Origin of the sequence: Terrirubrum flagellatum, assembly GCF_022059845.1 — a bacterium.
Taxonomy (GTDB): Bacteria; Pseudomonadota; Alphaproteobacteria; order Rhizobiales; family Beijerinckiaceae; genus Terrirubrum; species Terrirubrum flagellatum.
Window position 1 is genome coordinate 3834048 of record NZ_CP091851.1, and the last position, 21574, is coordinate 3855621.

Annotated in this window: 22 protein-coding genes; 11 read left to right on the plus strand and 11 right to left on the minus strand. The window is 64.6% G+C overall.

Going from position 1 to position 21574, the window contains the following annotated elements:
• Nucleotides 1–80: 80 nt before the first annotated feature.
• Both L8F45_RS18460 and pncB read left to right on the plus strand, forming a co-directional pair.
• Nucleotides 81–695 carry a LysE family translocator gene (locus L8F45_RS18460; RefSeq protein WP_342359326.1) on the plus strand — a complete coding sequence of 205 codons (615 nt, stop codon included), beginning with the start codon at nt 81–83 and terminating at the stop codon, nt 693–695.
• Between the two features lie 36 nt (nt 696–731).
• Entirely contained in the window at nt 732–2018 is a 1287-nt protein-coding gene (pncB, locus tag L8F45_RS18465) for a nicotinate phosphoribosyltransferase (RefSeq protein WP_342359327.1), read from the plus strand.
• Between the two features lie 102 nt (nt 2019–2120).
• Here the strand turns inward: pncB and L8F45_RS18470 are convergent, their stop codons facing one another.
• The 5 genes from L8F45_RS18470 to L8F45_RS18490 form a co-directional block, all read right to left on the minus strand.
• On the minus strand, nt 2121–2636 hold the full coding sequence (locus L8F45_RS18470) for a tetratricopeptide repeat protein (RefSeq protein WP_342359328.1): 516 nt from the start codon (nt 2634–2636) through the stop codon (nt 2121–2123).
• A 204-nt stretch (nt 2637–2840) separates the two neighbouring features.
• Nucleotides 2841–3737, minus strand: coding sequence for an alpha/beta fold hydrolase (locus L8F45_RS18475; protein WP_342359329.1), 897 nt, complete (start codon nt 3735–3737; stop codon nt 2841–2843).
• Nucleotides 3738–3747: 10 nt separating this feature from the next.
• Nucleotides 3748–5175 carry a sensor histidine kinase gene (locus L8F45_RS18480; protein ID WP_342359330.1) on the minus strand — a complete coding sequence of 476 codons (1428 nt, stop codon included), beginning with the start codon at nt 5173–5175 and terminating at the stop codon, nt 3748–3750.
• Between the two features lie 9 nt (nt 5176–5184).
• Nucleotides 5185–6636: a dihydrolipoyl dehydrogenase family protein gene (locus L8F45_RS18485; RefSeq protein WP_342359331.1), complete on the minus strand. Its 1452-nt coding sequence runs from the start codon at nt 6634–6636 to the stop codon at nt 5185–5187.
• Complete coding sequence (locus L8F45_RS18490; protein WP_342359332.1) at nt 6633–7409, minus strand: TVP38/TMEM64 family protein; 777 nt, start codon at nt 7407–7409, stop codon at nt 6633–6635. The genes L8F45_RS18485 and L8F45_RS18490 overlap by 4 nt, the downstream gene beginning before the upstream one ends.
• A gap of 114 nt (nt 7410–7523) precedes the next feature.
• Between L8F45_RS18490 and rph the strand changes: the two genes are divergently transcribed.
• The 3 genes from rph to hemW are packed head-to-tail and all read left to right on the plus strand — an operon-like array spanning nt 7524 to nt 10044.
• Nucleotides 7524–8237 (plus strand): ribonuclease PH, encoded by a 714-nt coding sequence (rph, locus tag L8F45_RS18495; RefSeq protein ID WP_342359333.1) that lies wholly within the window; start codon nt 7524–7526, stop codon nt 8235–8237.
• Nucleotides 8238–8242: 5 nt separating this feature from the next.
• The gene (gene rdgB / locus L8F45_RS18500; RefSeq protein ID WP_342359334.1) at nt 8243–8890 is read left to right on the plus strand and encodes an RdgB/HAM1 family non-canonical purine NTP pyrophosphatase; all 648 of its coding nucleotides are present in this window, start codon (nt 8243–8245) and stop codon (nt 8888–8890) included.
• The gene (gene hemW / locus L8F45_RS18505) at nt 8887–10044 is read left to right on the plus strand and encodes a radical SAM family heme chaperone HemW (protein ID WP_342359335.1); all 1158 of its coding nucleotides are present in this window, start codon (nt 8887–8889) and stop codon (nt 10042–10044) included. Before rdgB ends, hemW begins: the two co-directional genes overlap by 4 nt.
• 66 nt (nt 10045–10110) lie before the next feature.
• Here the strand turns inward: hemW and L8F45_RS18510 are convergent, their stop codons facing one another.
• The 3 genes from L8F45_RS18510 to L8F45_RS18520 all read right to left on the minus strand — a co-directional run bounded on the left by L8F45_RS18510 (nt 10111) and on the right by L8F45_RS18520 (nt 12483).
• Nucleotides 10111–10698 carry a CHAP domain-containing protein gene (locus L8F45_RS18510; RefSeq protein ID WP_342359336.1) on the minus strand — a complete coding sequence of 196 codons (588 nt, stop codon included), beginning with the start codon at nt 10696–10698 and terminating at the stop codon, nt 10111–10113.
• 163 nt (nt 10699–10861) lie between these two features.
• The gene (locus L8F45_RS18515; protein ID WP_342359337.1) at nt 10862–11068 is read right to left on the minus strand and encodes a hypothetical protein; all 207 of its coding nucleotides are present in this window, start codon (nt 11066–11068) and stop codon (nt 10862–10864) included.
• A 224-nt stretch (nt 11069–11292) separates the two neighbouring features.
• Complete coding sequence (locus tag L8F45_RS18520) at nt 11293–12483, minus strand: penicillin-binding protein activator (protein WP_342359338.1); 1191 nt, start codon at nt 12481–12483, stop codon at nt 11293–11295.
• 87 nt (nt 12484–12570) lie between these two features.
• Between L8F45_RS18520 and rsmI the strand changes: the two genes are divergently transcribed.
• The 3 genes from rsmI (at nt 12571) to L8F45_RS18535 (ending at nt 14316) form a co-directional block, all read left to right on the plus strand.
• Nucleotides 12571–13506 carry a 16S rRNA (cytidine(1402)-2'-O)-methyltransferase gene (rsmI, locus tag L8F45_RS18525; protein ID WP_342359339.1) on the plus strand — a complete coding sequence of 312 codons (936 nt, stop codon included), beginning with the start codon at nt 12571–12573 and terminating at the stop codon, nt 13504–13506.
• Between the two features lie 56 nt (nt 13507–13562).
• The gene (locus L8F45_RS18530; protein WP_425330033.1) at nt 13563–13880 is read left to right on the plus strand and encodes a YraN family protein; all 318 of its coding nucleotides are present in this window, start codon (nt 13563–13565) and stop codon (nt 13878–13880) included.
• A 259-nt stretch (nt 13881–14139) separates the two neighbouring features.
• The gene (locus L8F45_RS18535; RefSeq protein WP_342359340.1) at nt 14140–14316 is read left to right on the plus strand and encodes a hypothetical protein; all 177 of its coding nucleotides are present in this window, start codon (nt 14140–14142) and stop codon (nt 14314–14316) included.
• Between the two features lie 127 nt (nt 14317–14443).
• Here L8F45_RS18535 and L8F45_RS18540 read toward each other — a convergent pair whose 3' ends face one another.
• From L8F45_RS18540 to L8F45_RS18550, 3 genes are all read right to left on the minus strand, one after another.
• Complete coding sequence (locus tag L8F45_RS18540; protein ID WP_342359341.1) at nt 14444–14899, minus strand: UDP-N-acetylglucosamine--LPS N-acetylglucosamine transferase; 456 nt, start codon at nt 14897–14899, stop codon at nt 14444–14446.
• Between the two features lie 167 nt (nt 14900–15066).
• On the minus strand, nt 15067–17445 hold the full coding sequence (locus tag L8F45_RS18545) for a beta propeller repeat protein (RefSeq protein ID WP_342359342.1): 2379 nt from the start codon (nt 17443–17445) through the stop codon (nt 15067–15069).
• Complete coding sequence (locus L8F45_RS18550) at nt 17438–18127, minus strand: WecB/TagA/CpsF family glycosyltransferase (RefSeq protein WP_342359343.1); 690 nt, start codon at nt 18125–18127, stop codon at nt 17438–17440. The genes L8F45_RS18545 and L8F45_RS18550 overlap by 8 nt, the downstream gene beginning before the upstream one ends.
• Nucleotides 18128–18604: 477 nt before the next feature.
• Here L8F45_RS18550 and L8F45_RS18555 point away from each other — a divergent pair, with 477 nt between their 5' ends.
• From L8F45_RS18555 to L8F45_RS18565, 3 genes are all read left to right on the plus strand, one after another.
• The gene (locus tag L8F45_RS18555) at nt 18605–19135 is read left to right on the plus strand and encodes a glycosyltransferase (protein WP_342359344.1); all 531 of its coding nucleotides are present in this window, start codon (nt 18605–18607) and stop codon (nt 19133–19135) included.
• Nucleotides 19136–19333: 198 nt separating this feature from the next.
• Nucleotides 19334–20455, plus strand: a complete 1122-nt coding sequence (locus tag L8F45_RS18560) for a glycosyltransferase (RefSeq protein WP_342359345.1) — start codon at nt 19334–19336, stop codon at nt 20453–20455.
• Nucleotides 20455–21561 carry an acyltransferase family protein gene (locus L8F45_RS18565; RefSeq protein WP_342363498.1) on the plus strand — a complete coding sequence of 369 codons (1107 nt, stop codon included), beginning with the start codon at nt 20455–20457 and terminating at the stop codon, nt 21559–21561. Before L8F45_RS18560 ends, L8F45_RS18565 begins: the two co-directional genes overlap by 1 nt.
• The last annotated feature ends 13 nt before the right edge of the window (nt 21562–21574 follow it).

A 21574-nucleotide genomic window follows, 5' to 3' on the forward strand; every position in this document is an offset into this window, starting at 1 on the left:
GCGCTTCCCGGCAGGGGCCGGCGCCTAGACGACAGGCGCCGGCGCTTTTCCTTTGATCGCCCTCGTCCTACAGTCGGCTCATGACGATTTCGGGTCTGATCCTGTTCGCGTCGGTCTATTTCCTCGCCGCGGCTTCGCCCGGGCCGGGGGTGACGGCGCTCGTCGCGCGCGTCCTTTCGCGCGGGACGCAGGGGCTCGGCGCCTTCATCGCCGGCATCACGCTCGGCGACATCGTCTGGTTCGCCTTCGCGGCGCTTGGCCTCTCGGTGCTGGCCCAGCAGTTTCACCTCGCCTTTCTCGTCGTGAAATATGCCGGCGTCGCCTATCTCCTCTATCTCGCCTGGGCGCTATGGACGCAGCCGGCGAAAGCGCAGCAAATCGGTGAGACGCATGCGCCCGATAGCCCGGGCAAGCTGTTCCTCGCCGGACTCGCGCTCACGCTCGGCAATCCCAAGGTGATGGTCTTCTTCATGGCGATCCTGCCGACGGTCGTTGATCTCCAGCATATGACGCTGACGGCGGCGATCGAAGTCGGCATTCTCATGGCGGTGATCCTGAGCGGCGTGCTCGCCGCCTATGGCCTCGCCGCCGATCGCGCACGCCGGCTGATCGCGAGTCCGCGCGCCATGCGCCTCGTCAATCGCGTCAGCGGCGCGGCTCTCGTTGGCGCAGCCGCGGCGGTCGCCACGCGCTGAACGCACTCCACATGCCATTCGTCCGGGTCTGATCCGATGGTCGATATCGCCACGCGCGTCTACAATCACGACTGGAAAATCGATCCGATCGTGCGCTCGGTGCTCGACACCGATTTCTACAAATTGCTGATGGCGCAGACCATCTACCGCCGCCACCGGCGCGATCAGGTGACGTTCGGCATCCACAACCGCACCACGACCGTGAAGCTCGCCGACATCATCGATTCCGGCATGCTGCGCGAACAGCTCGACCATGTGCGCACGCTTTCACTCTCGCGCGGCGAGTCGACCTGGCTGCGCGGCAACATGTTCTACGGCAAGCGGCAGATGTTCTCGCCCGATTTCGTCGCGTGGCTCGAGGAGTTCCGCTTTCCCGAATATCATCTCGAGCGCCGCAGCGGGCAGTATGAACTGACCTTCGACGGGCCGTGGATCGAAACCACGATGTGGGAGATTCCGGCGCTCGCCATCATCAACGAACTGCGCTCGCGCGTGGCGCTGCGCGGCCGCGGGAAATTCGAGCTGCAGGTGCTCTATGCGCGCGCCATGACGCGAGTGTGGGAAAAGATCGAGCGGCTGAAAAAGCTGGAAGGGCTGCGCGTCGCCGATTTCGGCACGCGCCGCCGCCACTCCTTCCTGTGGCAGGACTGGTGCGTGCAGGCGATGATCGAAGGGCTCGGCCCTTCTTTCCTCGGCACGTCGAACTGCATCATCGCGCTTGAGCGCGAGGTCGAGGCTGTCGGCACCAACGCGCATGAATTGCCGATGGTTTATTCCGCGCTCGCCGATGGCGACGAGGAGCTGGCGCTCGCGCCCTACAAGGTGCTCGCCGACTGGCAGGAGGATTATGAGGGCAATCTCCGCATCATCCTCCCCGACACCTACGGCACCACTGACTTTCTCAAGCGCGCGCCGCGCTGGATGGATAACTGGACCGGGATCCGCGTCGATTCCAAGGAGCCTGTCGCCGGCGGTGAAGAGGCGATCGAATGGTGGAAGAGCCGCGGGCAGAATCCACAGGACAAGATGATCATCTTTTCCGACGGGCTTGATGTCGATGACATCGAGCGATTGCATCAGCGCTTCTATGGCCGCGTGCGTCTCGGCTTCGGCTGGGGCACGCTGCTGACCAATGATTTCCGCGGCTTCGATGAAAAGCTCGATCCGATCTCGATCGTCTGCAAAGTGATCTCGGCGAACGGGCGCCCGACGGTGAAGATCTCCGACAATCCGACGAAGGCGATGGGGCCGCGCGAGGAGATCGACCGCTACAAGCGCGTGTTCAACGTCGTCGAGGCGAAGCCGCAGCCGGTGCTGGTGTAGAGCCGTCGTTGCGGACGCTCTCCTCATCTCCGGAACGTCGAGAGGACTCCGGCGAAGCGGGCGCTCCTTGACGTAAAGCTAAACTGCGCCTCGGGCCTGTTCTCACCGGCGGGTATCGGAATATCCTCCCTGCCCGGCTGCGGCGGCGAGGAAGTTCCGGGCGAGAGGGTCTCCCTGCGCGGCAGCTTTGCGGAACCAGGAGAGGGCCTGTTCCTGGTCTTGCGCCACGCCGCGGCCTTCCGCGTACATTAATCCGAGAACGGTCTGGGCAGGAGCCAATCCCTGATTGGCGGCCTTGCGATACCAGGCGACCGCCTGCGCGTAATCTTTCGTCACGCCGACGCCGGTCTCGTACATCTGGCCAAGTTCGAGTTGGGCGGGAGCGAATCCCCGCTCAGCCGCCCGTCGATACCAGGTTGCAGCCTGGGCATTGTCCCGCGCCACGCCGCGACCGTACGAATACATCTGGCCAAGACTGAATTGGGCGCTCGCGTCTCCCTGTTCCGCCCGGTTGCGCAGACCGGGCAAGGCCGAAGCGGCCTGCGCGTCATTCGCTGGCATTGATGTCTGGGCGAAGGCCGGCGAGGCGAGACAGAGGCCGAAGACCAGAGCCTTCACGATATTTTTCATCAGGGCGTTTCTCCATCCCGGCTGTGAGAAAGCTCGCGGCGTCGAATATGTCGACACAACCTGATCAGCGCACCGTGAGATCCTCACATCAGGAGTCCTTGGTCAACAAAGAACCGTCGTCGCGCGGGTCGTTTGCGTCAAGCCTTACAATATCGCTGACAGCCGACGCTGACGCCGCGGTCCTTTCGCCGGTTAGCGGCGCAGCGCCGACCCCATCGCGTCGAGCAGAAATCTGCTCACATCCGGCCTCCACGCATCCGGATTGCCGCTGAAGCTGAGATGACCGTCAGGCTCGAACGGCGGCAGCTTGATGAAATCCCCGCGCCCGCCTTTCGCGCGGAACGCCTCGAACCAGGCCGTCGGTTTCTGCACGCCGAAGTAGCGATCATTCTCGCTATAGAGCCAGAGCGAGGGAATGCGCGCCGTCGCGCCATAGCCCGCAAACAGAGCCTGCAAAAGATCATTGCGGCACGGCTCGGCCGGACGATGCTCGGGATCGCCGCCGCCTCCGCCGGCGAAATTCACCACCGCCTTCACGCCCTGAAGATTCTTCGCGGCGATCGCGATCGCCGTCGCGCCGCCGAAGGACTGGCCGACGACGACACCGGCGGAACCATCGACATAGGACAGCGTCCGCGCATGTTCGATCGCGCGGATCGTCTGCTGCGCCGCCGCTTCATAAGCCGGAGGATAATTGCGGACGCGGCAAGTGCCGGAATATTCGACGTCGGGGCCGCCGCTGACGCCATAACCGATCCGCGTCGGCGCCAGCACGGCGAATCCCATCTGCACGAAATAACGCGCATTGGCGCCGAAGCGCGCGCGGCCGAAATTCGCGCGCTCCTGAGCCGAGACCGCGCGGCCGTGCAAAAGAATGAGAAAGGGCGCGCGGGGCCGCGCGTCATCATGAAAGATCGTCAGCTTGATCGGCTGATCGATCGTAGCGCCCGCGGCGTCCGTCACGCGCACGGGCAGGTCGACGACCTCTTCGACGATTTTTCCCTGCGCGGGCGGGCCGGAAAGCAGCGCGACAAAGATCCACGCGCAAACGGCGGTGAAAGTTTTCGTTGGCGCAGAGAAGATTCTCATCGCCATCTCCTCACGCGCCCGGAAGCGTGATCCGGAACGCGGCGCCCTTTTCCGCATCAAGCAATTCGATCCGGCCGCCATGCAGCCGCACGAGCTCGGAGGCGATCGCAAGGCCAAGACCGATGCTGCCGGGCTTGGCGGTCGCGTTGAACGCCTCGAACAGCCGCGGCCGGATGCGCGGCTCGACGCCCGGCCCATCGTCACTGACCTCGACGATCGCATCGCGGCCTTCGCGGCGCGCGACAATCGTCAGCATGCCGCCCTGCGTCTCACTGTGGGTCAGCGCATTGACCGAGTTGCGCGCGAGATTCATCAACACCCGAAATATCTGTTCGCGATCGACGCGCAAGGCGAAGCCTTGCGGAATCGTCAGCGTGATTTTTACGGCGTGATCGCCATCGAGCCCCAGCCCTTCGGCGACCTCACGAGCGAGCGCTTTCACGTCGACTTGCTCACGCTCGGGTTCGCGCTCGCTGATGCGGCCATAGGCGAGCGTCGACTGGCAGAAGGCGATGGCGCGATCGAGCGCCGACATCAGCCGCGGCGCGAAGCGCTGCGTCACAGGATCGACCGTCTGAGACAAGCGGTCGGAGATGAGCTGCGCCGACGCCAGCATGTTGCGCAGATCATGGTTGATCTTGCTGACCGCGAGCCCCAGCGCGGCGAGATGCTTCTTCTCGCGCAGCTCCTTCGCCAGCGAACGCTCCATGTCGGCGAGCGCGATCTCGGCGGCGCCGATCTCGTCGCCGCGACCTGACGGCGCAACGATGCGGCTGTTATCCTCGGGGTCGGCGGCGAAGGCGGTGACATTGTCGGACAGACGCCGCACCGGCCGCACGATCAGCCAATGCAGCGCGAGATAGACGAGAACCGCGGTCAACCCTGATATGAACAGCGAGAGCAGCAGCAGGTTGACGGAAAAGGCGCGCACCGCGTTGCGGATCGGCCTCTCCGGCAGCACGATCTCGATGTAATCCATCTTGTCCATGCCGGGACCGATGACGCGCAGCATGCGGCCGTCCGCGCCCGAAAGGGTCGCGAACGCGTTCATCGCCATCATGCTCCAGTTCGTGTCGCGCAGATCGATGCGCCGCGCCATATCGAGCGTCGTGTCATCGGTCGCGAGCAGGCGGCGGCGCTCGCCCGTCTTCACGGCGACGGCGGCGGCGCCGATCTGATCGAGCAATCTCAGCTCGAGCTCGCGCGGCACCATGCCGTCAGGCGCAGCATCGAGCACCAGCGCGGCCACCTGAGCCGCCGCCAGGCGATCGGTCAGCAGACCGCGATGATAACTCGCCACCGACGGCGCATAGATCAGGATTTCCGCCAGCAGCACGAAGATGACCGTGAGGATGAGCAGCTTGCCGGACAGGCCGAGCCGGGCGCGGTGAATCAGGGCTCGCGCGCTGCGACCATTGCTGTCGATCTCCGTCGCCATCCGCAGCGTTTATCCCAATGTCCGCAACAGGGACAGCGCGCGCCTGACCCAGCGATCGCGAGCGACAGGCGCGAGCGATTGCAGCGATATGCGCCGCGCCATGTCGGACAAGGTCGGCTGCGCGACCATGAGCGACGCCATGTCGTTCAGCCGCGCCTTTCTCGCGATGGCGAGGCTCCACAGCGCGATCATCTCGGACGCGCCGCGCCCGATGATGGCGCAGCCGAGAATCTCGCCTCGCCGCATGGCGATCACCTTCAGATGACCCTGCGCGGCATGTTCGACGCGCGCGCGCTCATTTCCGGAGAAGGGCCAGCGATGAGTGACGACATCATCGCGAATCGCGCGCGCCTCGGCTTCGGACAGTCCGCAGCGGGCGATTTCAGGGTCGGTGAAAAGAATGCGCGGAACCATCCGCGCATCGGCCTTGGCGGACAAGCGAAACAACGCCGATCGCGCGACGCGCGCCGCCTGCTCCGTCACTGCATGGGTCATGCGCGGCTGCCCCGCAGCGCAGTCGCCGATGGCATAGATGCGGCGATTGCTCGTCCGAAGCCCGGAGTCGGTTTCGATTCCATCGGCGCCATGACGCACGCCGGCCCTGTCGAGATCAAGCTCCCCTATCGCGGGCGTCCGCCCGGTCGCGACGAGCAGCGCATCGCAGGAGATGGAGCCGCCCTCTCCTTCCGCCGATATCTCGACGCCGTTTTCGTGTTGCGCGACCGACCGAACCTTCGCGCGGTCGCGCCAGTCGACGCCGTCGCGCGTCAGCCGGTCGCGAAGAAGCTCCGCCATGTCGGGATCGAAGTCGGCCAGCGCCTCTCCGCCGCCAAACAAGGTGACGCGCGAGCCAAGCCGGACAAAAGCCTGCGCCAGTTCGATCGCGGCGGGATCGCCGCCGAGGACGCCAAGATGCGCCGGCGCCGAGGCGAGATCGAAGATCGTGTCGGCGCCGAGATGCGGCGTCTCGGAAAGCCCTTCGATGTCGGGCGTCGCCGGTCGCGATCCGGTCGCGACGATAAAGCGGCGCGCGCGGACGCTGACATCACCGGCGACGAGCGTGCGATCATCGAGAAAGCGGCCCGTGACGCGGATCACGCGCACGCCCATCGCCTCGAAGCGCTCCTGCGTTTCATCGGGCGCGAACGAAGCAGCGGCCTGCCTCACCTGCGCCAGCACGCGCGCAACGTCGATGTCGGCGAGTTTCGCATCAAGCCCGAAGGCGCCTGCAGCGCGGATGTCGGCAGCCCGTCGCGCCGCCGCGGCCAACGCCGCGATCGCGATTCCACCCGCAGCGCGCCTGTCGCCGCCCATGGCGCCCTTCTCGACCAGCACGGTCGAAACGCCGAACGCGGCTGCGGCCGTCGCCACGGCAAGGCCGCCTGCGCCCGCGCCGACGATGCAGAGATCGGGCGTCAGCGTCTCGGCGACGCCGGGGTTGGCCGCGCGCAGCGATGTCATACAGACGGCGCCTCGGGACGCGCGCCGCGCCATCTCCGCAGCGCCACCGGGATCAGCGCGGCGGCGGCCAATGCGATCAGGCCAGCGATCAGTTCAGGCGTCAGGATCGCCATCGGCGACCAGTCGACGCCGCATCCAGACGCGCCGCTCGCCACGCAGGCGTCGAACGCGGCGATCTGGTTCGTCAGCAATTGATCGAGGCCGGCGCCCGCCGCCGCGGCCGCGAAGCTCATGGGCGCAACGCCAAGGAACGTCGTCCAGGCAAATGTCGCGAGCGGCGGACGGAAGGCCGCCGCCGCCGTATTGACGATGATGTAGGGGAAGAGCGGCGTCAGGCGCATCGCCAGCATCCACGACACCGCGTTGGCGTCGAACTCCCGTCTCAGCAAGGTCAGCCCATCGATCCTCTTCGCCAGAAATTCCGGAAACAGCGTCCGCGCCAGCAGGCAGAAGGCGACGCCGCCGAGGGTCGCGCCGGTCATGGCGGCCAGCGCGCCCATGACCGGCCCGAAGAGAAATCCGCCCGCCATCGTCACGAGCATCACGCCGGGCACGGCGACCACCTTCGCGGCGGCGTAGGCGAGCACGAAACCGACGATGGAGATGACGGGCCAGGCGTCAATCAATGCGCGCAGCGCGGCGCGCTCGCGAAACAATTGCTGGATGGAAATCAGGTCGAACGCGCGGAGCGTCCAGACCGCCAGCACGGCAAGCCCCAGCGCCGCCAGCGGCGCTATCCTTCGCCAGGCTGGCGGGGGTCCTGATCGCGACATTTAAACCCTCGATTCCCCTCCCTTTATCGCGGGCGCGGCCGGTTGGGCAGTCCTGCTTGCCGCCCCCCGCCCCGGCCTCTACAAGCGCCGACGTTCCTTCAACCGGAGAATCGAATGCGGCCGTCCAAACGCGCGCCTGATGAAATGCGACGAGTGAGCCTCGAACGGGGCGTGGCGCGCTATGCGGAAGGCTCCTGCCTGGTGAAGTTCGGCGAGACCCATGTGCTCTGCGCCGCTTCCGTCGAGGACAAGCCGCCGGCCTGGCTCAGGGGCACGGGCAAGGGCTGGGTGACGGCGGAATACGCCATGTTGCCGCGCGCCACCCATGAGCGCACCCGCCGCGAGGTGACGTCAGGCAAGCCCAGCGGCCGCACCCAGGAGATCCAGCGGCTGATCGGCCGCTCGCTGCGCGCCGTCGTCGATCTGCCCGCGCTCGGCGAGCGCCAGATCACTGTCGATTGCGACGTCCTCCAGGCCGACGGCGGCACGCGCACGGCCTCGATCACCGGCGCCTGGGTCGCCCTGCATGACTGCCTGCAATGGATGAAGGCGCGCAACATGCTGAAGGGCGAGGCGCTGAAGGATCATGTCGCTGCGATCTCCTGCGGCATATCGAGCGACACGCCTGTGATCGATCTCGACTATGCCGAGGATTCGAGCGCCGGCACGGATGCGAATTTCGTCATCACCGGCTCCGGCGGCCTCGTCGAGGTGCAGGGCACGGCGGAAGGAAAGCCCTTCTCCGAGAGCGATTTCCTTGCGCTGATGAAGCTCGCGCGCGGAGGCTGCGCCAAGCTCGTCGAGTTGCAGAAGATCGCGGTTCTCTGATCTCGATGTCTCGCACGCTCTCCGGCAAGCTCGTCATCGCGACCCACAACAAGGGCAAGCTCGCGGAAATGCGCGAGCTGCTCGCGCCCTATGGCGTCGAAGCGATCTCGGCCGGCGAACTCAATCTGCCCGAGCCTGACGAGACCGGCTTCATGTTTTCGGAGAACGCCGCGATCAAGTCGCGCGCGGCGGCGAAGGCGACGGGACTGCCGGCGCTCGCCGATGATTCAGGCGTCTGCGTCGATGCGCTCGACGGCGCGCCGGGCCTGTTCTCCGCCAACTGGGCGGGACCCGGAAAGAATTTCGCGCCGGCGATGGAGCGCGTCGAAAAAGAATTGCAGATGCGCGAAGCCACGACGCCCGAGCAGCGCCGCGCGCATTTCGTTTCGGCGCTGATCGTCACCTGGCCTGATGGGCATGAGGAACTGTTCGAGGGCCGCGTGTTCGGCCGCGTGGTGTGGCCGCCGCGCGGAACGAACGGCTTCGGCTATGATCCGATGTTCCTTCCCGATGGCCATCAGCGCACGTTCGGCGAGATGAGCGCGGAGGAAAAGCACGGGCTGCCGGCCGACGGCTCTGAAGCTCTGTCGCATCGCGCCCGCGCCTTCCAGAAACTCGCGCGCGCTTTGCTGCGCGCCAAGACGGACGCATGACCAGCGCGAGCGATCCCGGCTTCGCCGTCTATGTGCATTGGCCGTTCTGCGCGTCCAAATGCCCTTACTGCGACTTCAACAGCCATGTGCGCCACGCGACTGTCGATCAGGAGCGCTATCTCGCTGCGTTCAAGCGCGAGCTTGCGATCCAGGCGGAGCGCGCGCCTGAACGCGCCGTGCATTCGATCTTCTTTGGCGGCGGCACGCCGTCGCTGATGAAGCCTGAAACGGTCGGCGCGATCATCGAAGCGATTTCGTCGCACTGGAATTTCGAACCCGGCGTCGAGATCACGCTCGAAGCTAATCCGACAAGCGTCGAAGCCGAGCGCTTCCGCGGCTATCGCGCGGCCGGCGTCAATCGCGTATCGCTCGGCGTGCAGGCAATGAACGACGCGGACCTGCGCGCGCTTGGTCGTCTCCACTCGGCGGACGAAGCAATGCGCGCCGTCGACATCGCCGCGACGAATTTCGATCGCTTCTCGTTCGACCTGATCTATGCGCGTCCCGGCCAGACCGTCGAAGCATGGCGCGATGAATTGCAGCGCGCGATCGCGATCGGATCTGATCATCTCTCACTCTATCAGCTCACCATCGAGCCGGGCACATGGTTCGAGAAGCTGCACGCGGCTGGCAAGCTCGCGATTCCCAATGCTGATCTTGGCCGCGCGCTGTGGGACGTCACGCAGGAAACCTGCGACGCCGCCGGCATGCCCGCCTACGAGATTTCCAATCATGCGCGGCCCGGCTCGGAATGCCGGCACAATCTCGTCTATTGGCGCTATGGCGAATATGCCGCGATCGGCCCCGGCGCGCACGGCCGCCTGATCATCGACGGAAAGCGCACCGCCTTCTCGAATGAATTGCATCCGGAGACCTGGCTGCAGCGCGTCGAAAGCGAAGGCGAAGGCGTGGCGGAGCGCTCAAGCCTCACGCCTGAAGAACAGGCTGACGAATATCTCCTGATGAGTCTGCGATTGCGCGAAGGCATCGATCCCGCGCGCTACGCCGCGCTCAAAGGCCGTCCGCTCGATAATGAGCGTGTGGATTTTCTCGTCACGCACGGAATGGTCGCGCGCCGCGCGGATGGGCATGTCGCGGTGACGCCGGAAGGGTTTCCGGTTCTCGACGCGGTGGTGGCTGATCTCGCCGCGTGACGCCGGCGCAGCGCGCGAAATCCATCAAAAGCTAATTCTTGAGGCGCGCTTTGCGGCGCCCGGTTTTTAGTGCGCCGGAACGGGAACAGCGATCGGCGCTGTCGCGGTCTGGGCTGCCGGCTGCGGATGATAGGCCCAGACCTGGCTGTTGCTGTCGATGACGTGGACCGGAGTCGTCTGAATGCGATCGCCACTCGGAAGCGTGGTCTCGGACATCGGGCCGCTGAATGATACGAGCCGCAATCGCGTGCGATGCACGCGAGAGCCGGGCGGCGCATTCTGCTCCAGCACGTCGACGACGCCGGGAGAGATGACAGCTTCAACAATCGCCGTGTGGTGCGATCGCGTCTGCACGCTCGTCCCGGCTTGCTGCCAGCTTCCGTCGGGATGGATTGTTCGGACGATGCTGTTGTCGTTCCAGCGGTAATTCCGGAATTGCAGGATGTCGCCGGGGCGCAGGCCGTTCACGAGATCAGCGACAGGATCGCCCCAGACATAATTCTGGTTTCCGTTGATGTGGCCCATGATCTGCGTCGAGGTCCGGCCGCCATTCTGCGCGAGCGCCTGCTCCGCCAGAGTCCAGCACTGGCCGTTGCCGACGATCTGATTCATGCGCGCGAGCGCCCAATTCACAATATCTTCGGGAAGAGACATCAGACGGCTCCTCGATGAGACCGTGTGATGATGCCTCGCGAAATATATGTTGACCGTGCGCGCTCGCACGAGCTTGCGATCTGTCGCGCGCGCAGTTTCGACGACGTCGCTATGATTTCTGGCGCTGATCTCGCACTGGCTGCGGATCAGCCGGCCTGATCGACTAATTGCGCAGAGGCTGACGCTTGCGATTCTCGTCCTGCTTCTCGACCCAGGCGATGGCGAGATCGAGCGAGGCGAAGCGCGGGCCGGGATTGAGGTCTGCAGCCGCTTCGGAGCGGCCATATTCAATGGCGTACTGATTCACGTCCCGCAGGTGACGAATGACGATGAAACTGTTCTCGTTCTGCGTGGGACGGTCTGGAGTCATGTTCAATTCCACCGGTTTTCTTTTGGCCGATCTTCTTAATCCTGCGGCGTCAAACTGGTTCCCGAAAAGGGGCACGCAAAGCCGATCGCAAGAAGCAGGCCAGCTCTGGAGAACATTCGCCTTCTCCCGATTTTTCAGTGGTTTGCGCAGCCGACGGCGCGTTTGCGTCATCATTGGCGCATGAGAGCCAGGAGCCGAAATCGCGCGTTCCGCCCGATTCTGGGTCAGGCGCCGAAGGAGCGCGGCGCCGCGCTGACCGCCACGGCCTGACCGTTGCGGATCTCGTTCACCGCCAGCGCCCTTTCGCTCAGCCCGTCCTGACGGAAGCGGAAGATCCCGTCGGCGCCGCCGAAGCCGGACGGATTGGTCAGCACCTCATCGGAAAAGCGGCGCTGCCCTTGAGTCCTGACCAGTGCAACCACCAGAGAAGCCGCGTCGTAACTGAGCGTGGAGATGCGGGTCGGGCTGGCGTTGAACTTGGCGCGGTAACGCTGGGCGAAATTATCGAAGCCTGAAGGGTCGGGCGCAGCAAACCAGCCGCCCTGAAACTGGGCGATGCGGAACACCGAGGACTCATTCCATTGGCCCAATCCGAGAGGCTTCACGCGCGCCGCGCTGAAATTCGCGGCGCCAAGGCCTTCCGCGATGATCGCCAGCACGTCGCCGCGGGTCGGCAGGAACAGGGCGTCCGCCTGTGCTGTCGGGCCGGCGACGACGCCCGCGATGGCCTGGATCGCCGGCTGCATTCGCGCGCGATCGGCGGGCAGGCTCTGCACGGCGACGAGGCGGCCGCCGCGTTTCGCCACGGCGCTCTGGAAGGCGGCGCTGGCGACCGAGCCATAGGCGTCTTCCGGGATCAGCGCCGCGAAGGAGCGCTTGCCCTGCGCGAAGGCGAAGTCGACAATGCGCTCGACCTCGTTCTCCGGCAGAAAGCTGAGGAGATAGACGCCGCGCGAAGCGACCGAGGCGTCGCTGGAAAAAGCGATCATCGGCTTGCCGGCGGCGCGCGTCACCTGCGACGCGGCCTGCACGGCGGGGGCGAACAACGGCCCAAGGACGATCTCCGCGCCCTCGCCGATCGCCTCCTGCGCAGCCGCGCGGGCGCCATCGGGCGAAGCCCGGTCGTCTTTCACGATAAGCTGGACGTTGGGATTCTCGAATTGCGCCACGGCGAGCTCCGCAGCGTTCTTCAGTGCGACGCCGGTCGCGCCGCTGCCGGTCAGCGGCAGAATGAGGCCGATCCTGACCACGCCGGGGCCCGCGGGCGCGACCTGCGGTTTCGGGCCGTCATCGCCCCACAGCGAGCCGACCCCTCCACCACAGGACGCGGTCGCAAGACCGGCGCCGGCGCTCGCGAGCAATCGCGCGAGAACGCGCCGCGAGACCGGATGGGGAATTGGGCTACGCCCCTGCATAGGCTCCTCTCGACGAGCCGGTTCAATCGACTCAAACGTCTGATAGCATAAACGCTGGCGACGACGCGAAACGAAGACGGCCTTTCCATGACCCATCCCCGCGGCGCAGCGAATCCGCTCAAGCCGCAATCGGCGAAGGAATTCACGCTGCACGGCCAGCGCGTCGCCGCCGAAAGGCTGTCGCCGGGGCTCCATGTGGTGGCGACCCCGATCGGCAATCTGAAGGACGTCACCCTGCGCGCGCTGGGGACGCTCGCAGGCGCCGACGCCATTCTCGCCGAAGACACGCGCGTCACGGCGAAGCTGCTCACCCATTATGGCGTCGCGACGCCGACGCTCGCCTATCACGAGCATAATGCGGCGCGGCTGCGGCCGATGATCCTGTCGCGGCTGCGCGAGGGCGAAGCGATCGCGATCGTTTCCGATGCGGGCACGCCGCTGATTTCAGATCCCGGCTTCAAGCTCGTCGCTGATGCGGTCGCTGCCGGAATCGCCGTGACGAGCGCGCCCGGCGCGTCCGCCCTCCTCGCTGCGCTGACCATCGCCGGCCTGCCGACCGACCGTTTCTTCTTCGAAGGCTTCCTGCCGCCGAAAAGCGCAGCGCGGCGCGCTCGCCTCGCCGAACTCGCGTCGATCCCGGCGACTTTGGTGTTCTATGAGGCGCCGTCGCGGATCGCCGAGATGATTGCGGATGCGGCCGACATGCTCGGTTCGCGCGACGCCTGCGCCGCTCGCGAATTGACCAAGCTGCATGAGGAGGCGTTGCGCGGCCCCCTTCACGAACTTGCCGCGCAGCTCGCCGAGCGCGACTCCATCCGCGGCGAGATCGTCGTGCTGATCGCCCCGCCGGGCGCGGACGCGGCGGACGATCCCGCGTCGCAGGAGGCGGCGCTCGATGAGGCGCTCCGTGCAGCGCTGGCCTCATCTTCGCTGAAACAGGCGGTGGCGGATGTCGCCGCAAAGACCGGCCAGCCGCGTCGCGTCGTCTATGCGCGCGCGCTCGCGCTTTCGGGAAAATCGTGACGCGCAGAGCTGACGAGCGTCGTCGCGCCTATCGCGCCGGGCATGTAGCGGAATGGATTGCCGCAGCCCTTCTCACCGCCAAGGGCTACCGCATTCTCGCCCGCCGCTACGCCGCCCATGGCGGCGAGATCGATCTGATCGCCCGACGCGGCCGCACGGTCGCCTTCATCGAGGTCAAGGCGCGGATGTCGCTCGACGCCGCGCAGGAGGCGATCGGCGCAGCCAAGGAGCAGCGTTTCGGCCGCGCCGTCGACGCCTGGCTGATGCGCAACGGCTGGGCCGCCGACCATGTGCTCCGCGCCGACGCGGTGCTGATCGCGCCGCGGCGCTGGCCGCGCCATGTGGAGAACGCGTTCGAACTGGGCCGCTCCTAGATCACGCCGCATTTTGATTGAATCAATCAAAACGCGGGAACGTGATCGATTCCAGAAGTTTAGAGCATGGCTTTTGCGAAAAACCGGTATCCACTTTTTCGCGCCATGCTCTAGGACCTGTTGACGTCCGCCGGATTGTCGGGAATCGTTCGCTTGGCCATCGCGGGCGACCGCTCCAGAGCGGTGATGGCGATTTTCAACGATGAGATGATTTGAGCTTTTTTGCGAGGCGGGGGCCTTCGCGAATGGTGGGGCAACAATGAGCGACGATGTGATGGTCGCTGCGCCCGCAGCGCCGGAACGCGAGCGAGATGACGAGCGCTCGGGACGCGTATTTGTGTTCCTGATCGCAGTCGCCGCTTGGGCGGCGACTGGCCTGTGGATCGGCTTTCTGCTGTGGGGCGTGTGGAGCCTGTTCAGATTGGCTGCGGGTTAGGCGACAGGCCGACAACGCGCGTCGTTCTTTTTTGAAATCATCGCGAAGCGCGCGGAGAGGGGCTTATAAGAATGCTCCCTCTGCGCGGTTCAAGATGCGAGTTTGCAGTCAATCCCGCCGCTCACTTTCACAGCACTCTGCCAAAAAATTGCAACCGGGAATTATGATCGGCGAGGTGCGGCCATTGCGTCAGCCAGAGATCGGCGAAACGACGCGCCATGCGGCCCGACCAGGACAGCTCCTCTGAATTCGCGAGACTGTCGACCCACACCGTCTTGCTGCCGAGCAGCTTTCCGATCTGCAGCGCGATCAGTCCCGGCGCGGCGCCCGTCGTCACGATCACATCAGGCCGCAATGTGAGTTGCGCCCAGATCACCTGCAGAACCAGCAGCACGAATCGGTGCGGCGTCGAGCGCGACGCGTCAGCGATGACGCGCACGGGACGATCACCGGACGGCGGAGAGGCCCCGCGCATGGTGGTGACATAGTAGGTGTCGTGCCCGTCGAACGCCGGGCTCATGCGCGACAACTGCACCCAATGCCCGCCGGCGGACGCCACCAGCAGGATGCGCTTGCGAGGCATGAATCTCGGGTCCATCGCAGATCGAAGCCGTCAAAATTGATTTCGGGAACCGGGCTGATGATTCCGCCGGAAGTTTGAGGCAATCGTCATGCCATCGGCGGCCGTCGTTATCGCGCTTCGCCGCGAGACGCCATGGTCCGCGCGAGTCAAACTTGCGACGACCGGCGTCACTGGCGAACCTCCAGACATTCCCGATCGTTCGGGAAGACATATCCCTGGCCCGAACAGTTCGCCGGCTCGCCATATCGCCAGCCCGATCCCTTGTAGCCGACATAGACGCGGCCGAAATGATCCTTGTCGCCTTCGACGACAGTGACCTGATCGAGCGTTCCCACGGGGAAGCGGCCGACGCGCTTCCATGACGCTGCATCGTCGGTCGAGCGCCACACGCCATAGGCGCCGTTGACGCGGCCGGAAATGAAGATCGCGGGATAGTTCGCGCCGGGCGCCGCCTTGCCGAAGCCGATATCATCGACGTGATCGACATTGGCGACGATCGTCCAGTTCTCACCGCCGTCGACGCTGCGACGCAGGCGGACATCTCCTTGCGCGACCGCGGAGGTGAAGAAGAGATTCCCCGCTTTTCCCGGAACGGCGCGAAGCTTCGCGGTGAACTTGCTCTGCGGCGCGATCTCGCGATTGAAAACCTGAGCCCAGGTTTCGCCGCCGTCGCGCGTGCGCCAAAGGCCGCGCAGCGCCGCGTTATCGCCATCGCCGGAATGATAATAATAAAACACGCTAGGCAGCACGCGGTCCGCCGCGAGAATCTTGCGTTGCGAGTAATAGAGCGCATGCGAACCGGTGTTGGGCAGACGCTCGCCGGAAAGCTCGACGCGCCGCCACGTCGCGCCGCGATCTTTCGTATAGAATGGGGAGCGATTGTAGGTCGGCGCCCAGATGATGTTGTTGACGTCGTTCGAGGATATGGCGATCGCGCCAAATGACATGCGCCAGGGATCATCGGCGCGCGTACCCGGCGGCTGCGGCAGCGTTGCGAATCGCGTCCAGTTTCGCCCGCCGTCGGCGCTATAGCCCGCCAGCACGGACTGGCCGTCCTGAGAGCAACAATTCGTTCTTGTGTCAGATGCGTTGGTTACGACGAATTTCGGATCGGACGGACTCCAGTCGAGCGCCTGCGCGGCGATGACGACGCGCTCCTTCGGGCCATAGGTCTTCGAGAATGAGTTCAGATCATCCTTGACGTGAATGCCGAAGTCCCACGCCGCGAAGAGCGGCGCCTGACCGGGCGCCTGGATCACGTCATTGGCGACAAGCTCCTCGACGCCGCGCGTCTGACTCGTCCAGAGAATATCGGTCGCCATCTTCGGAACGTCAGCGATATAGACGCCTGTTCCGGCTCCATTGATCATCCGGTTGGGAACCACGGGATCGAACGTCACGCGGCCTGTCGCGAAATAGGAAACATTCGCGATGCGCAGCCATGGCGGATCGCGCTCGCCTGCGCGGGAGTGATGCGCGACGCGCGTCCAGGATTCCCCGCCATCCATCGATCGTGAAGTCCCTCCGCCCTCATCGAAGACGAAGATTTCGGCTGTGCGCGGATTGATCGCAACCGACGCAAAACCGAAGCGGCGCTCCGCGCCGAGCTGGCCGGTCAGATCCGTCCAGGCGCCGCTCCTGAAGCGCCAGACAGTCTTGCTCATCTGGTCGACGCCAAAGAGCGTTCCATCGGGCGCATAGGCTGCCTGCTTCAGCGTCCGCGGCTGATTCATTTCGGCCGGCGCGAGCGGCGCGAAATTGCGGCCGCCATCTGCCGACACGAAGACGCCGTTTCCAGCCGACATCGCCAGCACGCGCCCCGTGTAGGCTCCCCCCGCCGCGTGTTCGAACCAGGGCAGCACGCCCGCGCTTCGATTCTCTCCGCCAGAGGAGAGGTCGCCGCCGCGCGGCACGCTTGTGATATTCTGCCACGTCGCGCCGCCATCCTCGGAGCGAAGCAACCCGTTTTGCGGCGTGCCGAAGAATACGAGATCGGGATTATTCGGTCCGACCGCCATGAACGGGCCGTAGTGCCGAAACTTGCCGTTGGCGTCGAACTTGATCGGAAACGGTCCTGATCGCGACACGCGCTCGAATTTCGCGCCGCGATTGTCGGAGCGATAGATGCGGCCATTGATCGCCATATAAATGCGATCCGGCTTCGATGGCGCGACGACGATCTCATAGACGCCTTCGGCGGCGCCATTCTGAATCTGGTCGGCCTCGGGCATCGTCGACGATGTCACGAGTTGCGCCCAGCGATCCTCCCTGGCGAGCCAGAGATAGGCGCCATAGACGTCCGTGCGAATGACCCGCGTCGCGCCCGTCGGATCGGAATCATAACCGGTGATGAATCCACCGCCGCCGATCGCGACAGGCCGCCAGAGATAGCTTTCAACGCCCGAAGAAGAAGCAGATTGGGCGCCGACCGGCGCCGTCCATGCGAACAAGCTCGCGAGCGCGCAGGCGCCAAGCGCGGCGAAATGAGAACGGATCGTCGGCGTGCGCCTGCTCGACGCACGCGACGAAACATGCCCGTCAATCATGGGTTTTCGTGGCCAGATGATAGATCGCGCTGGGATTTGTCATGAGATAGCGGCCGCCAAGGCGCAACGGCTCCAGCATCGCGCGATGAAGCCATTCGAATCCGGCGCGCTGCATCCATATCGGCGCGCGCGGGAAGCGGCCGGAACTGTGATCGAACAAACCGCCGCAGGTCCTGATCCAGGCGAGGCCCTCGAGACGGTGACGATTGGCGACGGCGAATCTCTCCTGCATCGGCGTGCCGAGTCCGACCCAGAGAACATCGGCGCGGCTTGCGACGATTTCTTCGCAAATCTGCGCCTCTTCCTCAGGCTTGAAATAGCCGTGCCTGACGCCGACGATCTGCAGGCCAGGATGGCGTTGCGCAATCTTCTTCGCGGCCAGCGCCGCGACGCCAGGCTCGGCGCCGAGAAAAAAGAATCGCAAGCCATCGCGCACCGCGACAGCGGCGGCGTCGTGAATGAAATCCGTCGTCGCGATCCGATCGGGTAGCGGAGCGCGGCAAAAAAGTCTTGTCGCGATCACGAGCGGCATCCCGTCAGCGTCGATGATATCGGCCTCGAGAAGAAGCTCCTTGAAATTGACGCTCTTGTGAAAGAGCGCGATCGAGGCGCCGTTCGAAGCAATGACCAGGCGAGGAAGAAGCAGCTTTCCGGCGCGCGCAAGCGCGCTGTCGTCCGCCATCTGCTGGGCCAACTCTGAACGGGTCAAACGCGCTGTCGGAATTCCCCCTACTATCACTTTGTCGATGGAATGCATTCCAATAAACAAACCTTGACGCTCGTGGCGCCGCGGATGCGCGCCGAAAGAAGAGCCGTCAATGTCTTGTCGCCCAAATATGGAAGAACCTCAATAGCAGGCCGCGTCCCCCCATCCAGATCACAAATGAGACTATGTTGAGACCGTGACATGATCCGGTCGTGAATCATGCGCCGCGATGCGTGGATATGTCGCGCACGCCCGATTGGCTTCTCATTCAGCGCAGACGAACGCCGCGTCACGGGCAAGTCACGCGAAAGGTGGATGATTCACGCAGCAAACTTGGCGCCACATCGCGTCAAATGCGCTCGCGGCGCTCACAAATATCAATAATTCTGCGCTTGCTCTGGCTGCGTGATTTCGTTGATCTATAAGGAGCGCCGTGAAGGAAGGGGCGCATATATGATCCTGCTGTCCGTCGGCACCCAGTTTCCGTTTGATCGCCTCGTGCGCGCCGTCGACGGATGGGCGGGCGAAACTCGCCGACAGGATGTCGTCGCGCAGATCGGCCCCTCCGACTACAAACCCAAAGCGCTCAAGTGCATGGATTTTCTGGGCCCGGACGAGTTCCGAAAGCTCCAGGCGGAGGCCGACATCATCATCGCGCATGCAGGCATGGGTTCGATCCTGACGGCGCTCGAGATGGGCAAACCCATCATCATCATGCCGCGCGACCATCTGCGGGGCGAACATCGAAACGGGCACCAGCTCGCCACCGCGGAGCGTTTTTGCGAGACGCCGGGCGTCTATGTCGCAAAAAACGAAGAGGAGCTTGCCGAGCGCCTCAACCGCCTCGACGATCTGGCGGCGGCGCAATTGTCCTCGAAGAAGGCGCCTGATGATTTCGTGCGCCGACTGCGGACTTTCGTCGAGGACGATCGGCCGCCGCCCGGCTTCGGGATTCGGCTGTTCAACGTGATCTTCCGAAGCTGAAAGCTTGTAATAACAAGCTCTTGGCGAATTGGACGCTCGTATCCAGGACAGTTATGCTGCAATGCAAAATAAGCTTTATCCGGCGCGTGGGGGCTGCTATCCCATCCCGCGAGCGAAACTCGCGGGCAGCGAGCGCAACTGCGTCCGGACGCGCGGCGCGCGTCATCCATCCAATTGAGAGATCGCGGGGCGGTTTGCGTGGAAACAGCTGAAGAACGACCATCGATCGTCTTTCTGCTGTCTCACTCCGCCGCCGGCGGCGTGCAGGAAATCTGGGCGAATCTGGCCGAAGGCTTTCGGGCGCGCGGCTTCAAGGTCAGCCTGATGGCGCTCTACCCCCATCCGGACACGCTTCGTCAGACCTCGGTCGATCTGCCCTGGCAATATTTCGCGTCGAAACGCCCGTCGGCGCCCGGGGCGCATTTGTCGCTTCTCGTTTCTCTTATCCGCTTCTTCCGAAGAAAAGCGCCGGCGCTGGCGTTCACGGCGATGCCGGCGGCGAATGTTCTCGCGCCGCTGGCGGCGCGGCTCGCGGGCGCGCGCACCAAAGTAGTAATTTCACATCACTCGCCTGTCGAGACGCACAACCGCCTGCTGAATGTCGCCGATAGCTGGATCGGCTCCTGGGACAATGTGCCGACGATCATCAGCGTGTCGAACTCGGTCGGCGCCTCTCTGCAGCAGAAGCCGAGCCGTTATCGCGCCAAACGGCGCACCATCTACAATGCGCTCCCGCCAATGATCGAGAGCCAGGTGGCCGCGCTCGCGGCGCGCCGACGCGAGCGCCAGGGGCGCGGGCGGAAAGTGATCGCGACGGGCCGGCTCGCGGCCCAGAAGAATTATCCCGTGCTGGTTCGCGCCGCCGCCCATCTGCCCGACGTGACGATCGATGTGGTCGGAGGAGGCGCGGACGAGCAGGCCCTGAAGGCGCTCGTCGCCGAACTCGGCGTCGGCGACCGCATTCGCTTTCTCGGTCCCCGGTCGCGCGAAGCGACCCTCGAGCTGCTCGCGGAAGGCGATGTTTTCGTGCAGCCCAGCCTGTTCGAAGGGCACAGCCTGGCGCTGATCGAGGCGGCGAAACTCAACCTGCCGCTCGTGGTGTCCGACGTCCCGACGCAGATCGAAGGCGTCACCGCCGCGGATGGCACGGTCTGCGGAATCACGACGCCGGTGCATGATCCCGTGGCGCTGGCGAACGAAATCCGCCGCCTGCTCGATGATCGCGCCTGCTACGAGCACTGGCAGGCGCGCGCGGCGCATCTGGCGGAGTCGTTCACCTATGACGGCATGATCGCCGAATATGAGAAGCTGGTGGCGTGATGGAGCCGAACGCGCCAGACGCTCCGACGCGGGATGTGATCCTCTCGATTCAGGTGATGCGCGGCTTCGCGGCGATCGCGGTCGCGCTCTATCATACGCATCTCATCCTCGCTCAGCCGGAATATGGCGGGATCGATGTTTTCGGCGCGATCTCCTCGCCCGGGTGGCTCGGCGTGAATTTCTTCTTCGTGCTCAGCGGATTCATCATCCTGCATGCGCATCACGCTGATATCGGCCAGCCAGCCCGCGTCGGACGCTATGCGTGGAAGCGCTTCACCCGAGTCTATCCGGTCTACTGGATTTTTCTCAGCCTGTTCATTCTCGCCGCCTTTGTCGGCGTCGGGAATGCGAAATTCGAATGGCGCTTCGGCAATCTCCTCTCCGCCTATGCGCTCGCGGAGCTTTCCGACCCGCTGAGCTTGCCGCTGCAGGTCGCTTGGACGCTCTTCTACGAAGTTCGATTCTACGCCCTTTTCGCGTTGCTCATTCTCAACCGCGTGGCGGGCGTCGCAGCCATGGTCGCGTGGGGCGCCGGAATTGCAATCGCCAACATCTGGTTCAATCCGCAGCCGCTCGGCATGTTTCACATGTGGAATGTCTATTTCCTCTTTGGAATGAGCGCTTTCTTCTTCTATCGACTTGTCGATGCGCGCTGGGGCTTGGCTATTCTGGTCGCCGGCGTGCTCGGACTGATCAGTTGCCTGTCCGCTGGATGGGTGGAGGCGCGGATCGCGCAGATCAGCCCCCTTACGCTGCTCGCCCTTGCTGTTCCCTTCACGATGATCCTGCTGGGCGGCGCGCTGGCCGAGAAGCACGCAAGCTGGCGGCCGTCGAAGCTGCTTCTGCTGCTCGGCGAGGCCTCCTATTCCATCTATCTCGTTCATTCCGCCGCCATCACCGTGATGGCGATCCTCCAGCACAAGCTTGCGCCGAATCTGGCGCCTGCCCCTGCGCTCTATGTGGCGACCGCGCTGGCCTCGATCGCAGCAGGCGTCGCTGCGCATCTTCTTGTCGAAAAGCCGGTCCTCGCTGCGACCCGCCTGATCGGCGGCCGCGAAAAGCGGCGGATCGCCGCACTCCGCCCGCAGGACGCGCGCTCGCCATGATCACGAGTCAATG

Bases quoted from the DNA above. Each gene is read 5' to 3' on its own strand.
- L8F45_RS18460 (WP_342359326.1), top strand. From the start codon at position 81: ATGACGATTTCGGGTCTGATCCTGTTCGCGTCGGTCTATTTCCTCGCC.
- pncB (WP_342359327.1), top strand. From the start codon at position 732: ATGGTCGATATCGCCACGCGCGTCTACAATCACGACTGGAAAATCGAT.
- L8F45_RS18475 (WP_342359329.1), bottom strand. From the start codon at position 3,737: ATGAGAATCTTCTCTGCGCCAACGAAAACTTTCACCGCCGTTTGCGCG.
- L8F45_RS18480 (WP_342359330.1), bottom strand. From the start codon at position 5,175: ATGGCGACGGAGATCGACAGCAATGGTCGCAGCGCGCGAGCCCTGATT.
- L8F45_RS18485 (WP_342359331.1), bottom strand. From the start codon at position 6,636: ATGACATCGCTGCGCGCGGCCAACCCCGGCGTCGCCGAGACGCTGACG.
- L8F45_RS18490 (WP_342359332.1), bottom strand. From the start codon at position 7,409: ATGTCGCGATCAGGACCCCCGCCAGCCTGGCGAAGGATAGCGCCGCTG.
- rph (WP_342359333.1), top strand. From the start codon at position 7,524: ATGCGGCCGTCCAAACGCGCGCCTGATGAAATGCGACGAGTGAGCCTC.
- rdgB (WP_342359334.1), top strand. From the start codon at position 8,243: ATGTCTCGCACGCTCTCCGGCAAGCTCGTCATCGCGACCCACAACAAG.
- hemW (WP_342359335.1), top strand. From the start codon at position 8,887: ATGACCAGCGCGAGCGATCCCGGCTTCGCCGTCTATGTGCATTGGCCG.
- L8F45_RS18510 (WP_342359336.1), bottom strand. From the start codon at position 10,698: ATGTCTCTTCCCGAAGATATTGTGAATTGGGCGCTCGCGCGCATGAAT.
- L8F45_RS18515 (WP_342359337.1), bottom strand. From the start codon at position 11,068: ATGACTCCAGACCGTCCCACGCAGAACGAGAACAGTTTCATCGTCATT.
- L8F45_RS18520 (WP_342359338.1), bottom strand. From the start codon at position 12,483: ATGCAGGGGCGTAGCCCAATTCCCCATCCGGTCTCGCGGCGCGTTCTC.
- rsmI (WP_342359339.1), top strand. From the start codon at position 12,571: ATGACCCATCCCCGCGGCGCAGCGAATCCGCTCAAGCCGCAATCGGCG.
- L8F45_RS18535 (WP_342359340.1), top strand. From the start codon at position 14,140: ATGAGCGACGATGTGATGGTCGCTGCGCCCGCAGCGCCGGAACGCGAG.
- L8F45_RS18540 (WP_342359341.1), bottom strand. From the start codon at position 14,899: ATGCCTCGCAAGCGCATCCTGCTGGTGGCGTCCGCCGGCGGGCATTGG.
- L8F45_RS18545 (WP_342359342.1), bottom strand. From the start codon at position 17,445: ATGATTGACGGGCATGTTTCGTCGCGTGCGTCGAGCAGGCGCACGCCG.
- L8F45_RS18550 (WP_342359343.1), bottom strand. From the start codon at position 18,127: ATGGCGGACGACAGCGCGCTTGCGCGCGCCGGAAAGCTGCTTCTTCCT.
- L8F45_RS18555 (WP_342359344.1), top strand. From the start codon at position 18,605: ATGATCCTGCTGTCCGTCGGCACCCAGTTTCCGTTTGATCGCCTCGTG.
- L8F45_RS18565 (WP_342363498.1), top strand. From the start codon at position 20,455: ATGGAGCCGAACGCGCCAGACGCTCCGACGCGGGATGTGATCCTCTCG.